This window comes from Rhizobium sp. S152 (assembly GCF_030380735.1).
In the GTDB taxonomy this organism is placed as follows: Bacteria; Pseudomonadota; Alphaproteobacteria; order Rhizobiales; family Rhizobiaceae; genus Rhizobium.
Genome location: NZ_JAUDRZ010000030.1, coordinates 100,402 through 113,315 on the forward strand (window position 1 = coordinate 100,402; position 12,914 = coordinate 113,315).

General features: G+C 62.2%; 14 protein-coding genes. 4 read left to right on the forward strand and 10 right to left on the reverse strand.

Annotated elements, in window-relative coordinates:
* Window positions 1–16 precede the first annotated feature (16 nt).
* On the reverse strand, window positions 17–472 hold the full coding sequence (locus QTL95_RS25110; protein ID WP_289723166.1) for a TIGR02301 family protein: 456 nt from the start codon (window positions 470–472) through the stop codon (window positions 17–19).
* A gap of 36 nt (window positions 473–508) precedes the next feature.
* Window positions 509–928: an NUDIX hydrolase gene (locus QTL95_RS25115; RefSeq protein ID WP_289722623.1), complete on the reverse strand. Its 420-nt coding sequence runs from the start codon at window positions 926–928 to the stop codon at window positions 509–511.
* Between the two features lie 79 nt (window positions 929–1,007).
* On the opposite strand from QTL95_RS25115, the gene QTL95_RS25120 reads away from it, so the two are divergent.
* From QTL95_RS25120 to QTL95_RS25130, 3 genes are read left to right on the forward strand one after another with little or no spacing between them, the layout of a single operon-like run.
* Window positions 1,008–1,328 carry a YnfA family protein gene (locus QTL95_RS25120; protein ID WP_289722624.1) on the forward strand — a complete coding sequence of 107 codons (321 nt, stop codon included), beginning with the start codon at window positions 1,008–1,010 and terminating at the stop codon, window positions 1,326–1,328.
* A gap of 41 nt (window positions 1,329–1,369) precedes the next feature.
* Entirely contained in the window at window positions 1,370–2,131 is a 762-nt protein-coding gene (locus QTL95_RS25125) for an SOS response-associated peptidase (protein WP_289722625.1), read from the forward strand.
* Window positions 2,132–2,169: 38 nt separating this feature from the next.
* Window positions 2,170–2,811, forward strand: coding sequence for a LysE/ArgO family amino acid transporter (locus QTL95_RS25130; protein ID WP_289722626.1), 642 nt, complete (start codon window positions 2,170–2,172; stop codon window positions 2,809–2,811).
* Here QTL95_RS25130 and QTL95_RS25135 read toward each other — a convergent pair.
* The 5 genes from QTL95_RS25135 to QTL95_RS25155 all read right to left on the reverse strand — a co-directional run bounded on the left by QTL95_RS25135 (window position 2,795) and on the right by QTL95_RS25155 (window position 8,896).
* On the reverse strand, window positions 2,795–2,929 hold the full coding sequence (locus QTL95_RS25135; protein WP_289722627.1) for a hypothetical protein: 135 nt from the start codon (window positions 2,927–2,929) through the stop codon (window positions 2,795–2,797). The two genes, QTL95_RS25130 and QTL95_RS25135, sit on opposite strands and share 17 nt — an antisense overlap.
* Before the next feature lie 166 nt (window positions 2,930–3,095).
* Complete coding sequence (gene pssA / locus QTL95_RS25140) at window positions 3,096–3,947, reverse strand: CDP-diacylglycerol--serine O-phosphatidyltransferase (RefSeq protein ID WP_289722628.1); 852 nt, start codon at window positions 3,945–3,947, stop codon at window positions 3,096–3,098.
* Between the two features lie 22 nt (window positions 3,948–3,969).
* Window positions 3,970–4,668, reverse strand: coding sequence for a phosphatidylserine decarboxylase (locus tag QTL95_RS25145; RefSeq protein WP_289722629.1), 699 nt, complete (start codon window positions 4,666–4,668; stop codon window positions 3,970–3,972).
* A gap of 137 nt (window positions 4,669–4,805) precedes the next feature.
* On the reverse strand, window positions 4,806–6,683 hold the full coding sequence (locus QTL95_RS25150; RefSeq protein ID WP_289722630.1) for an ABCB family ABC transporter ATP-binding protein/permease: 1,878 nt from the start codon (window positions 6,681–6,683) through the stop codon (window positions 4,806–4,808).
* A 182-nt stretch (window positions 6,684–6,865) separates the two neighbouring features.
* Window positions 6,866–8,896: a LysM peptidoglycan-binding domain-containing protein gene (locus tag QTL95_RS25155; protein ID WP_289722631.1), complete on the reverse strand. Its 2,031-nt coding sequence runs from the start codon at window positions 8,894–8,896 to the stop codon at window positions 6,866–6,868.
* Between the two features lie 155 nt (window positions 8,897–9,051).
* On the opposite strand from QTL95_RS25155, the gene QTL95_RS25160 reads away from it, so the two are divergent.
* Window positions 9,052–9,678, forward strand: coding sequence for a TIGR00730 family Rossman fold protein (locus tag QTL95_RS25160; protein WP_289722632.1), 627 nt, complete (start codon window positions 9,052–9,054; stop codon window positions 9,676–9,678).
* Between the two features lie 113 nt (window positions 9,679–9,791).
* Here the strand turns inward: QTL95_RS25160 and rarD are convergent, their stop codons facing one another.
* The 3 genes from rarD to QTL95_RS25175 form a co-directional block, all read right to left on the reverse strand.
* On the reverse strand, window positions 9,792–10,706 hold the full coding sequence (rarD, locus tag QTL95_RS25165; RefSeq protein WP_289722633.1) for an EamA family transporter RarD: 915 nt from the start codon (window positions 10,704–10,706) through the stop codon (window positions 9,792–9,794).
* A 118-nt stretch (window positions 10,707–10,824) separates the two neighbouring features.
* Window positions 10,825–12,438 (reverse strand): citramalate synthase, encoded by a 1,614-nt coding sequence (gene cimA, locus QTL95_RS25170; protein ID WP_289722634.1) that lies wholly within the window; start codon window positions 12,436–12,438, stop codon window positions 10,825–10,827.
* The gene (locus QTL95_RS25175; protein WP_289722635.1) at window positions 12,435–12,902 is read right to left on the reverse strand and encodes a GFA family protein; all 468 of its coding nucleotides are present in this window, start codon (window positions 12,900–12,902) and stop codon (window positions 12,435–12,437) included. The genes cimA and QTL95_RS25175 overlap by 4 nt, the downstream gene beginning before the upstream one ends.
* Between the last annotated feature and the right edge of the window lie 12 nt (window positions 12,903–12,914).

Genomic DNA, 12,914 nt, shown 5'->3' on the forward strand with positions numbered 1-12,914 from the left:
AGAGGTTAATAAAGCGTCAATTTCCAAACCGGGATGTTATTTCTGTGGCGAGTGTTGCGCCTTCGATACGGTATCGCTCTTCTGCCACGATGGCTGCCGGTGTGCAATCAGTATAAACAGAGGCAAAGGCACGATATCCTCTGTTGAACGCCGCCGTGAACTTCTCTTTACGCTTCGGCTCGTCTTTGGCTTCCGAATCAAGCAGTTGCTGCATGCTTTGCCGCCAGTCACCGCTTTTGTCGGCCTTGCACAGCGTCCTCAGATAGGACACCGAGCCGACGACCTCCGCCAGCCGCGAAAGCTTGTCGTCATATGGCACTGTTACCGCCTGAGGCGGGCTTTCCGTTGGCGGCGAGGGGATGGCCTGCACCTGCGCAGCGGCATGGACAGGCGCAGTGGCACCTGAAAGCAAGGCGATACTCAACAAAACGCGTCGAACGGGAATCATGCTGACAGTTGATACCCTGACGATGACGGGAGCAAGGCGCGCGCGGGGTTATCAACCTGCTTATTCACCCTCGACTGCCAGCCGCTCCACGCATTCGAGCACGCTTTGCGGAACCGGAAGACGGCGGATTTCCTCGACCGTGTACCAGCCGATATCCGCCGCATCGTCCGCGGCTACCGCGACTGCCTCCGTGTCGGCGTCCACCCGGAACACGGAGAGCAAGAAATGGCTGCTGACGCTGCCGTCAGGGCCGTGGGTTTTCAGGTCGTAAGTCGAAAACAGCCGGGGGTTCGAAGCCGGGATGCCGGTCTCCTCCTCGAATTCCCGCAGCGCTGTCTCGCCAGGTGTTTCGCCCGCCTCAGCCCGTCCGCCCGGGAAGGCGTACATATCGGCTGATGGCGGATTGCGTCTCAGCACGAGCAGGAAGCGCTTGCCGCGCTGCAGGATCGCCGAAGAAGCCGCCTTTCGAATGGAACTCATGCCTGTCCGTTCTCCTGAGAATGCTTGGCTTCCATGCCGTGCCGCTGGATAGTGTTCCGGCGATTCGAAAGGAGCTTTCGTGACTTATATCATCTATGCCGCGGCCGCTGTTTTCGAGATCGCCGGCTGCTTTGCCTTCTGGGCTTGGCTGAAGATGGCGAAGCCCGCATGGTGGCTGGCGCCCGGAATGCTCTCCCTTGCCCTTTTCGCCTGGCTTTTGACGCTGGTGCCGAGCGAAGCTGCCGGCCGCACCTTCGCGGCCTATGGCGGCATCTATATCGTCGCCTCGCTGCTCTGGCTCTGGCTGGTCGAAAACCGCGTCCCTGACCGATGGGATATCGGCGGCGCGCTCGCCTGCCTGTGCGGCACCGCCGTCATTCTCTTCGCCCCGCGTGGCTGACCGGACCTTGACCGAGGCGGCATCGGGTGCAAAGACAGGTCATGTGTGGACGCTATGCGCTGACGGTATCCCCGGAAGAGTTGAAGGAAATTCTCGGCATCATGGAGCTCGAGGACTTTCCCGCGCGCTATAACATCGCTCCCACGCAGCCGATCCTCGTCGTCGCGTCGGATGGACCGCAGGAGAGGGGAAGCAACCTTCCCGACCGCCGGGCGGTGCTGGTGCGCTGGGGCTTCACGCCCGGCTGGGTCAAGGATCCAAAGCAGTTTCCGCTGTTGATCAACGCCCGCTCCGAAACCGCCATCGAGAAGGCTTCCTTCCGCGCCGCCATGCGCCATCGCCGCGTCCTCATCCCCGCGTCTGGTTTCTATGAATGGCATCGCCCGTCGAAGGAAAGCGGCGCCAGCTCGCAGGCCTACTGGATCAAGCCGCGCCATGGCGGCGTCGTCGCCTTTGCCGGGCTGATGGAGACCTGGTCGTCCGCCGATGGTTCGGAAGTCGATACCGGCGCCATCCTGACGACTGCTGCCAATGCCTCGATCGCCCCGATCCACGACCGCATGCCGGTCGTGATCAAGCCCGAGGACTTTTCACGCTGGCTGGATTGCAAGACCCAGGAGCCGAGACAGGTCGCGGACCTGATGAAGCCTGTCGAGGAGGATTTCTTCGAGGCGATTCCCGTTTCAGACAGGGTCAACAAGGTCGCCAACATGGGGCCGGATCTCCAGGACGCAGTGGAGGTGGAGAAGCCGCTGCCCGTGGAGAAGAAGAAGCCCGATGACGGCCAACTCAGCTTCTTCTGATCCCAATCCGCATTCATTGCCCATTTCCGGACATTCACATGGTTTCGTTCTCGGCCGCCTTCGCGGGCTTCTTCCTCGGCGCTTCCCTCATCATCGCTATCGGCGCACAGAACGCCTTCATTCTTCGCCAGGGCCTGCTGCGTTCCCACGTCTTCATGCTGTGCCTGATCTGCGCGTCCTCGGATGCCCTTTTGATTGCCGCTGGGGTCGCCGGTCTCGGGACATTGGTCGCGCAGTCACCGACGCTGATCGCGGTCGTAACGGCTGGTGGCGCATTGTTCCTCGGCTCCTATGCGATCATGGCATTTCGCCGCGCCCTGCATCCGGGTGCCATGCAGGCGGGAACGCCGCAGGCGCTTGGCCTGAAGGCCGCGGTCGCCACCTGCCTTGCCTTTACCTTCCTCAACCCTCACGTCTATCTGGATACGGTCGTGCTGCTCGGCAGTCTTTCGGCGGCCTATCAGGGCGCGGACCGGCTTGCCTACGGCCTGGGTGCCGCGGCAGCGTCGTTCATCTGGTTTTTCGGGTTGGGATACTGCGCGCGTCTGCTGCAGCCTGTATTTGAAAAACCCGCCTCTTGGCGGGTTCTCGATGTCATTATCGGCATCGTCATGGGGCTGCTCGCCGCCAGCCTGCTCGTACGCTTTTTGGAAAACGTCTGGTTCAGGCCATCTTCTTGACGGGCTTCGCCTTGATCATCAGTGCTGCTGCCAGCACGGCCTTCAGGCCGAGCGGGCGGTAGTTGGTACTGAGGTCGGTCTTCGCCGATTGTTCGGCGCTTGTCTTCTTCGGGGTCACAATAATCTCCTCGCGTGCTGTCCCTAAGTGATTCTTTTAGTTCTTGCTGTTTTGTCTTCAATAGCGACAAAATCGGGGCAGCGGTCATCAGGAATTATGTGCCGAGAGTACAATTCGCGAGCCGTGTTGCACACGGCTCACCCAAGCGGGATCATAGGCATAACCGTCAGATATGACGGCCGATATCGTCCTCACCGATACCCGGCTCCTCAATCGTCAGCGTCCCGTACTTGCGCTTCCACTTGCGAGCACCGAACGGCAGTGTGACGAGGTAGATGATCGCGGTGAACGCCATCACTTCCCAGGTGAAGCTGGAGAGCATGGCGACATAGAGCACGACGCCGAGCATCATCGGCAGCACGAGATCACGCCTGAGCTTGCTGCCTTCCGACTTGCCGGACCAGACCGGCAGGCGGCTGATGAGCAGGAAGGCGATCAGGACGGTGTAGGCCGAGGCGATGTAACCGAAGGTCTTGTCCGTCGTCAGGCCGAGAAAGCCGAGATAGACAGGCAACAGCACCAACATGGCGCCCGCGGGTGCCGGTACGCCGACGAAGTACTCCGATTGCCACGCCGCCTTGTTCTCGCGCTCCGACATGACGTTGAAGCGCGCCAGGCGCAGGCCGGCGGCAATCGCATAGATCAGGGCCGCGATCCAGCCGAGCGAGCGCGCCTGGTCGAGCGCGAAGACATAGACGACGAGGGCGGGGGCGACGCCGAAATTGACGATATCGGCAAGCGAATCCATCTGCGCGCCGAATTTCGAGGTCGCCTTCATCAGCCGCGCGACGCGACCGTCGATACCGTCGAGGAACGCGGCCACCAGCACCATGCCGACCGCGAGTTCGTAACGGTTCTCGAAGGCGAGCCGAATACCCGTGAGGCCGGCGCAGATCGCCAGGATGGTGATCAGATTGGGAACGACGAGGCGAAGCGGGATTTCGCGAAGCCGTGGCCCGCGTCCGGAATCATCCTGCTGCGGGCCGTTGGGTTCGAAGGGCGGAAAGGGTGTTTCCATCGTCGCGCTCCAATCGTTGCGATCAGCTTCGGCGGCTGATCACCGGGCCCTTGGCAGAGCCGAATTCGGCAAGAACGGTTTCGCCAGCAATCGCCGTCTGGCCGAGCGAGACGCGCGGCTCGGCGCCAGCCGGCAGGAAAACGTCGAGACGCGAGCCGAAGCGGATCAGTCCGAAGCGTTCGCCGGCCTCCAACGGTTCGTTGGCGTTCGCCCAGCACAGGATGCGGCGGGCCACGAGGCCGGCGATCTGCACGACGCCGATCTGGCCGTGGCCTGTTTCGATGACGAGGCCGTTGCGCTCGTTGTCGTCGCTGGCCTTGTCGAGTTCGGCATTCACGAAGCTGCCGGAACGGTAATTGATGCTGATGATGCGGCCGCGCATCGGGGCGCGATTCACATGACAGTTGAAGACGTTCATGAACACGGAGATGCGCAGCATCGGCAGGCTGCCGAGATTGAGTTCGGCTGGCGGCACAACCATCTGCACCGACGACACCTTGCCGTCGGCGGGAGAGATCACCAGATCGTCGTCCTGCGGCGTCATGCGTTCCGGATCACGGAAGAAGTAAGCGCACCACAGCGTCAGGATGAGGCCGATCCAGAACAGCGGCTTGAACAGCCAGCCCAGGATCAGGGACGCGAAGAAGAACGCCGCGATGAAGGGATAACCTTCCTTGTGCACCGGAACGATCGTGTTGCGAACCGTGTTCAACAAGCTCATTTATTCCGCTCTCCTCGCGTTTTTCCGTTGTCGCTGGTTACAGGGAAACATTGGCCGGAGCAATGCTGGCGATGCCGGAGGCGCTTATATCGCCCCGTTCTAAACAGCAAAACGGCCGGATCGGCCTTTGGTTCAGGTCAGCTTGCCGGCGCAAGCCGGTTGACCACGCCCATGTCGTCGCTTTCACGCACCTGCTTGAGATGCTCCTCGGCCTGCGTCGCTTCGCGCTGCCGGCTCCACATCGACGCGTAGAGACCGTCCTTCCGCAGGAGTTCGGCATGCGTGCCGCGCTCGGCAATCTCGCCGCTCTTCAGGACGATGATCTCGTCGGCGCCGATGACCGTCGACAGACGGTGGGCGATCACGAGCGTCGTGCGATTCTTCGAAACGACGTCGAGCGCGCTCTGGATTTCGCGCTCCGTGGTCGTGTCGAGCGCCGAGGTCGCCTCGTCGAGAATGAGAATCGGCGGCGCCTTGAGAACCGTGCGGGCGATCGCCACGCGCTGCTTCTCGCCGCCAGACAGCTTCAGCCCGCGCTCGCCGACCTTGGTGTCGAAACCCTCAGGCAGAAGTTCGATGAAATGCGCGATCTGCGCGATCCCGGCCGCGGCCCTGACCTCGGCATCGCTGGCGCCCGGCCGGCCATAGCGGATGTTGTAGGCAACGGTATCGTTGAAGAGCACCGTGTCCTGCGGCACCATGCCGATCGCCGAGCGCAGGCTGGTCTGGGTGATGCCACGCACATCCTGACCGTCGACGGTGATCGCGCCGCTCTGGATATCGTAGAAGCGATAGAGCAGGCGTGACAGCGTCGACTTGCCGGCGCCGGAAGGGCCAACCACTGCTACCGTCTTGCCGGCCGGCACATCGAACGAGATGCCCTTGAGGATCGGCCGTGCCGGATCGTAGGAGAAATGCACATCCTTGAACGAGATCGCGCCCTGCTGGATATCGAGCGGCCTGGCATCGGGTGCGTCCTTGACCTCGGCCTGTACTTCGAGGAGATCGAACATCTGCTCGATATCGGTGAGGCCCTGGCGGATTTCGCGGTAGACGAAGCCGATGAAGTTCAGCGGCACGGAGAGCTGCAGCAGCATGGAGTTGACGAAGACGAAGTCGCCCACCGTCTGCTCTCCGCGCTGTACCGCAAGCGCCGAGAGGATCAGCATGACGGTGGTGCCGAGACCGAAGATGACACCCTGGCCGAAGTTCAGCCAGCCAAGTGACGTCCATACGCTCGTCGCCGCTTCCTCGTAGCGCGCCATCGACTTGTCGAAGCGCTCTGCCTCCATCTTCTCGTTGCCGAAATACTTCACGGTCTCGAAGTTGAGGAGCGAATCGATCGCCTTGGTATTGGCGTCGGTATCGCTGTCGTTCATCGTCTTGCGGATCGAGATGCGCCAGTCGCTGGCGCGGATCGTGAACCAGATATAGGCCCAGACGGTAAAGGCGGTGACGGCCAGATATGAGAAGCCGTAACCCCACCAGAAGATCACCGCGGTCAGGAGGAACTCGATCAGCGTCGGCACGGAATTGAGGATCGTGAAGCGAACGATCGTTTCGATGCCCTTTGTGCCGCGCTCGATGATGCGCGAAAGGCCGCCCGTCTTGCGCTCGAGATGGAAGCGCAGCGACAGCTCGTGCATGTGCACGAAGGTCTTGTAGGCGAGCTGGCGCACCGCGTGCTGGCCGACGCGGGCGAACAGCGCATCGCGCAGCTGGTTCAGCGCCAGCTGCAGCAGGCGCGTGACGTTGTAGGCGATGACAAGTGCCACCGCCCCGACAAGCAGATCGGGAACCTTGCCGGCGAGATCCGCCTTGCCGTTCAGCGCATCGGTCGACCACTTGAAGAAATAGGGGACCAGCAGCAGCACGAACTTGGAAATCAGCAGGTAGACCGTCGCCCACACCACGCGCATCTTCAGATCAGGACGCCCTGTCGGCCACATGTAGGGCCAGAGGTTGAAAAGCGTCTGCAAAAGATTGGAATCTGAAACTGTCTTGCCGTTTGCCATGGATCTCTCCGGCCGGAATGGGCCGCTATGTGCTGTCGGCAAACGGGGGCTAAGACACGGGAGTGTGCCTGGCCGATATGATGCCGTTACCGCCAAATAGGCCAACGGCCGGTCCATTACAACATGCGGGATATCGGGAAAGGAAACGGCCGGGGATTACCCGGCCGTGATCTCTCTCCTGCTTAGAGGTGCTCGCCCGAGAGGCGCTTGCGGTGCAGCTCCTCCGCATTCGGCAAGACGTCCTTCGGCAGGCCGAAGATCTGGCCCGGCAGAATACGATCCGGGTTGTTGATCTTGTCTTCGTTGGCGACGTAGATCGTCGTGTAGCGAACCCCGAGACCGTAGACGCGGCGCGAGATCTGCCACAGCGTGTCGCCGCGGCGGATGATCACCGTTTCCTTGCTCTCGGTCAGCGGTGCCTGCTCGATGGTGGTCGGCTGCGTGGGATCGCTGGCGGCTACCTCGTTCGTCGCCGAAGGGGCAGCGGGCGCGGCAGGAGCCACGGCCGGCGCCGTCAGCTCGGCGACAATGCCGTCGAGTTTACCGATTGCGTCGCCGACGGACTTCGCATCCTTGGGCAATGCCTGCAGCGTCGAAAGCGCGGTCGAGGCCATCTGCGCCGCCTTGGTTGCGCGCTCCTTGAACTCGGCCGTCGCATCGGCGGCGGCGCGGAATTCAGCGATCGAACGCAGTGCGATCTCGTTGGCGGAGCGGGCGGCGGCAAGCTGTTCGTTGCCGGGCAGGTTGCCGTTGGCAAAGAGGCCGCGAAGCAGCGCAAAGGCCTTGGCGGCATCGTTCTTCAGCTTGCCGAGCGCGCCCTCGTCGAGCGGTAGCATAGCGGTCGGAGCCGCTGGGCTGGCATTGGCGTTTCCGCCTTGGGCTGCGACCGTCACTTGGTTGCCCTCGGGACGATTGAAGTTGACCGAGGCGCGAACCAGAACCTTGCCGTCCTTGTCGACGACATCGACGCGAATCTTGTGGTCTCCCACGGCAAGCGGCATCACGCCGTCGACCACGAAGTGACCGTCAGGACCGGCTGCTGCCTTGCCGATCAGCTTGTCGTCGGCATAGGCGAGCACCATCGCCAAAGGCTTCGCGGTGCCGGCAACGAAGATCTTGTCGTCTTCGATTTCGACGGCGCTGACCATGACGTCGGCAGGCGCGGTCGCGCCCGGCTGCGCGCCGCCATTGGCAGGCGCGCTCGCCGTTTCGCTTGCACCGGCGGTCGGGGCCGTAGGTTGGGCGTCGCTGGTCGATCCGGCCGCGGCGTCTGCCGATGCCTGTGCGCCGGCCGACGGCGCCGTGATGATGCGGCTTGCCGTGCCGGGCTTGGAGACCATGGCGAGAAGCTGCGAACCGTCGCCGCTCTTCGGAATGGAGATCGTCGCGACTTCTTCCGACGTATTGGTCTTGCCGTCCTTGCCTGTCGTGCGCAGCACCAGCTGGTGGTCGCCCGCCGGAAGCGGGTTGTCGAGAACAGCGGCGAAGTCGCCGCCCGGATCGACATTGGTCGTCATCAGCACGCTGTTGCCATCGAGGATTTCGAGCTTGCTGTTCGGTTCGGCCGAGCCGGCGATGACGGTGGAACCGTCGGGCTCGACGCGCAGAACGTCAAAGGTTGGTAGCTTCGGTCCGGCATCGGCGCTCGGCGCCGCATCAGCGGAAGCACCTGCCTGCGGTGTGTTTGCCGCGGGCTCGGGGGCGCCGGAGAGGGCTGCCTCGGCCTTGGCGATGGTATCGACAGCGGTCTGCGCCAGAGTTTCCGGCAGGCCTTCGACGAGGGCAAGCGCCTTCTTCGCGCCGTCCTTCAGCTTCGTGGCGGCGGCGACAGTAACGGGATTGGTGCCTTCGGGAATGGCGAAATCGGCAAGCGCGTGCAGTGCCGTCGTGGCCTTCGTCTTGGCGCCGGCGAAAACTTCCTGCGTCGGGCTCTTGCCGTCGGCAAACAGCGCCTTAAGTTCGCCGAGCGATTGGGCAGCGTCCGAGGCGAGGCGGCCAACCTTCTGGGTTGTGTCGGCATCGTCGGGCGCGGTCGGGCGTGACGTTTTCGCGGATTCGGTGACGGTATTCTTGACTTCGTTACCGGCCTGATTGATCGCGTCGCTGACTTTCGCGGCGTCTCCGCCGATCCGGGGCATGACGAAAAAGACCATCAACAGAATTGCAACTACAAGCACTGCAAGGGCCAGCAAGCCGGCACGTTTTCTCATCATCACGTCTCCCCAGGCGGCAAGCTTGCCGGACTTCCTAAAATTGCTAGCGATTCCCGCTGCTTTGCACAAGCAGTCAAAGTAGCCGGACAAATGTAAGATGAATGTTTTCCGTCATTTTTCTTGACTGGACGCATGGAGAATAGTTGTTTGCCCCTATGACAGATCAATCTCATTCCATTCGCTCCATCTGTGTCTATTGCGGTTCGCGCCCCGGCAGCGATCCTCGCCACATGACGGCCGGCCGTGCGCTGGGCAAGGAAATCGCCGATTACGGCCTTCGCCTCGTCTATGGCGGCGGCACGAAAGGCATCATGGGTGCGGTTGCGAGCGGCGTGCTTTCGAACGGCGGTCAGGTGACCGGCATCATTCCCGAATTCCTGATCGACATGGAGGCGACGCGCCACTCCCTCGGCCAGCTCAACGAACTGATTGTAACGCCTGACATGCATGCACGCAAACATGCGATGTTCGAGCGCTCGGATGCCTTTGTGGCTTTGCCTGGCGGGATAGGCACGCTGGAGGAGATCGTCGAGATCATGACCTGGGCGCAGCTCGGTCGTCACGAGAAACCGATGATCTTCGCCAATATCGGCGGCTTCTGGGATCCGATGATGGAGTTGATGCGCCACATGACGGACGAGGGCTTCATCCACACGGCCCATCGCGTGCAGCCGCTCGTCATCGACGACGTCTCGGAGATCATCCCGGCCATCATGGCGCATGCAGCCGAACTCGCGTCGCCGGATCGCGACGGCGAAGAGGCCGTGATCTCGAAGATGTAAGCCGGCGGGCGCCTGGAGCAATTCTAGGAAAAGTGCGAAGCGGTTTCCGTCCGGAATTGCGTGAAAACAAAAGATTGGAGCTGTTCCGCGATTCGAAGAAATGCGGAATTGCTTTAGCGCCCGCGACTACCCCGCAGCATCGACCAGCTGTACAGGCAAAGGCCCGCCCAGATCAGCGGGAAAGCGATCATGCGCGCGGTTCCGAGCGGCTCCTTGAAGAGGAAGACCGCGATCAGGAAGATCATGGTTGGCGCGATGTACTGCATGATGCCGATCGTCGAGAGCTTCAGCAGCTTGGCGCCGTTGGCGTAGATCATCAGCGGAACGGCGGTGATGAGGCCGCAGCCGAGCAGCAACGCGGTGTCTTCCCAGCCGGTCCGGTAGAAATGGCCTTCGCCGGTGCCGAGTTCGAGATAGAGAATGTAGAAGAACGCCGGGATGCTGAGGATCAGCACTTCAAGGAAGAAGCCCTGGTTGGGGCCGAGCGGCAGCGTCTTGCGAAGCAGCGCGTAAAGGCCCCAAGAGATCGTCAAGGTCAGCGATACCCAGGGCAGGCCGCCGCTATCGACCGCCAGGACCACCACGGCAAGCCCCGCCAGCCCGATGGCCGCGATCTGCGCCGGGCGCAGCTTTTCCTTCAGCACCACGGCGCCGAGAAAGATGCTGAACAGTGGATTGATGAAATAGCCAAGCGCCGCGTCCAGCGAATGGCCGGCGCCGATCGCCCAGACATAGGTGCCCCAGTTGACGGTGATCAAGATCGCGGTGAGTGCGGCCATCGCAAGCATGCGCGGCGAGCGCAGCGCGACACGGATGTCCTGGGTGCGGCCAAGCACGATCAGGACGATGCCCGCAAGCGGCAGCGACCAGAGGATGCGATGCGCAATGACCTCGGGCGGCGAGATGTGGGCAACGGCCTTCATGTAGATCGGCAGGAAGCCCCACAGCAGATAGGCCGTCAACGCGAAGGCAAAGCCGCGCGGACTGTCTTCGTTCTTCAAAACCGGAACATTCGCATCGGCAGACATAGGGCGTTTCCATCTTTGTTCTTGTTATGCCCCCGCTTAACTCAACAGCCGTGAATGCGCCAATTCATTTCGTTGAATTGACGTTCAGCAAGGCTGCAGGGAAAGCCGGTCGATTGGACTATTCGGCTGCGATCCTGCCCGCCAGCTGCCGGTTCTTCATCAGCTTGTAGATCACCGAATCCATCAGCGCCTGGAAGGAGGCGTCGATGATGTTCTCCGACACGCCGACCGCCCACCAGCGCACGCCGTCGCTGTCGGTTGATTCGATCAGTACGCGGGTGATGGCTTCCGTGCCGCCATTGAGGATACGCACCTTGAAGTCCGCCAGCACCAGATCGTCGATCTCGTGCTGGTACTTGCCGAAATCCTTGCGCAGCGCGAGGTCGAGTGCGTTGACCGGGCCGTCGCCTTCCGCAACCGACATCACCGTGTGGCCGTCGATGCCGAGCTTCACCACGGCCTCGGAAACGATCTTCACCTGGCCGTGCGAATCGAAGCGGCGTTCGACCATCACCCTGAAGCCCTCGACCGAGAAGAATTCGGGGATCGTACCAAGCGTGCGGCGCGCCAAGAGCTCGAAGCTGGCATCTGCACCCTCATAGGCATAGCCGGAGGCCTCGCGCTCCTTGACCACGGAGATCAGCCGGTCGAGTTTCGGATCGTCCTTGCCGACTTCAATGCCGCGCCGCTTCAGCGCGTTGATGAAGTTGGCCTTGCCGCCCTGGTCCGAGACCATGACCTTGCGGAAGTTGCCGACGCTCTCAGGCGTCACATGCTCGTAGGTGCGCGGGTCCTTCAGGAGCGCCGAGGCGTGGATGCCGGCCTTGGTCGCGAAGGCGGATGCGCCGACATAGGGCATCTGGTGGTCGGGCGACCGGTTCAACAGCTCGTCGAAGGCATGCGATAGCCGCGTGAGGTTGAGAAGCCGTTCGGGGTCGATGGCGGTGGTGAAGCGCGAGGAGTAAGTTTCCTTCAGCGCCAGCGTCGGAATCAGCGTCACCAGATTGGCGTTGCCGCAGCGCTCGCCGATGCCGTTGAGCGTGCCCTGGATCTGGCGAACGCCGGCTTCGACGGCGGCGAGAGAATTGGCGACTGCCTGGCCGGTGTCGTTGTGCGCATGGATTCCGAGACAGTGCCCGGGAACGCCCGATGCAATCACCGCCTCGACGATATCGCGAACCTCGGGCGGCTGCGTACCGCCATTGGTATCGCAGAGCACGACCCACCGCGCCCCGGCGTCATAGGCCGTCTTCGCGCAGGCCAGCGCATATCGAGGATTGGCCTTGTAGCCGTCGAAGAAATGCTCGCAATCGACCATCGCCTCCTTGCCAGCCGCGACCACGGCCTTGACGCTTTCGGAGATGCTCTCGAGGTTCTCCTCGTTCGAGCAGCCGAGCGCGACCTTGACGTGATAGTCCCAGCTCTTGGCGACCAGACAGACCGCATCGCTCTTTGCCTGCAACAGGCCGGTGAGCCCCGGATCGTTGGAGGCCGAAACGCCCGCACGCTTCGTCATGCCGAAGGCGACGAAGGAGGCGCTGCGGGTGCGTCTCTCACTGAAGAAAGCCGTATCCGTCGGGTTCGCGCCCGGATAGCCGCCCTCGATGTAATCGAGGCCGAACTCGTCGAGCATGGTGGCGATTGCGATCTTGTCCTCGACGGAAAAGTCGATGCCCGGCGTCTGCTGTCCATCGCGCAGCGTGGTGTCGAAGAGATAGATGCGGTCTTTCATGGGACTGGCCATTCGGTCGTGTCGTGATCGGGATGTTGGTAGGGGCGCCGCCTCTCCAGCTCTTCCGGCGATGCGGAATTGGGGAGGGATGGCAGGTTCGGTTGCTTGTCGAACCAGGGAACGCGTTCGTGGGCGTAGTATTGGCCGACAGGCTCCACGGCTGACGGGTCATCAAGGGCACCGATGGACATATCGATCGTGGTGTCATCCACGGGCTCGAAGGTCAGAGGTGTTCCGCAGTGTGAGCAAAAGCCGCGTGTCGCCGCCTCCGAGCTTCGAAACAGCGAGGGTTTACCCCGAGACCATTGGATGTCCGCCATGGCGACGGTAAAAAACGGCCAGGAGACCGAGCCGACGGCCTTCTGGCACATCCGGCAATGACAGATCGCCCGGTTTGTAATCGGTCCGCGCACCGCGAAGCGTACAGCGCCGCATTGGCAGCCGCCGGTCAAAGTGTCTCCCATCATTACCTCCCT

Coding starts and splice junctions, on each gene's coding strand:
- QTL95_RS25115 (WP_289722623.1), bottom strand. CDS start 928: ATGAGTTCCATTCGAAAGGCGGCTTCTTCGGCGATCCTGCAGCGCGGC.
- QTL95_RS25125 (WP_289722625.1), top strand. CDS start 1,370: ATGTGTGGACGCTATGCGCTGACGGTATCCCCGGAAGAGTTGAAGGAA.
- QTL95_RS25130 (WP_289722626.1), top strand. CDS start 2,170: ATGGTTTCGTTCTCGGCCGCCTTCGCGGGCTTCTTCCTCGGCGCTTCC.
- pssA (WP_289722628.1), bottom strand. CDS start 3,947: ATGGAAACACCCTTTCCGCCCTTCGAACCCAACGGCCCGCAGCAGGAT.
- QTL95_RS25145 (WP_289722629.1), bottom strand. CDS start 4,668: ATGAGCTTGTTGAACACGGTTCGCAACACGATCGTTCCGGTGCACAAG.
- QTL95_RS25150 (WP_289722630.1), bottom strand. CDS start 6,683: ATGGCAAACGGCAAGACAGTTTCAGATTCCAATCTTTTGCAGACGCTT.
- QTL95_RS25155 (WP_289722631.1), bottom strand. CDS start 8,896: ATGATGAGAAAACGTGCCGGCTTGCTGGCCCTTGCAGTGCTTGTAGTT.
- QTL95_RS25160 (WP_289722632.1), top strand. CDS start 9,052: ATGACAGATCAATCTCATTCCATTCGCTCCATCTGTGTCTATTGCGGT.
- rarD (WP_289722633.1), bottom strand. CDS start 10,706: ATGTCTGCCGATGCGAATGTTCCGGTTTTGAAGAACGAAGACAGTCCG.
- cimA (WP_289722634.1), bottom strand. CDS start 12,438: ATGAAAGACCGCATCTATCTCTTCGACACCACGCTGCGCGATGGACAG.
- QTL95_RS25175 (WP_289722635.1), bottom strand. CDS start 12,902: ATGGGAGACACTTTGACCGGCGGCTGCCAATGCGGCGCTGTACGCTTC.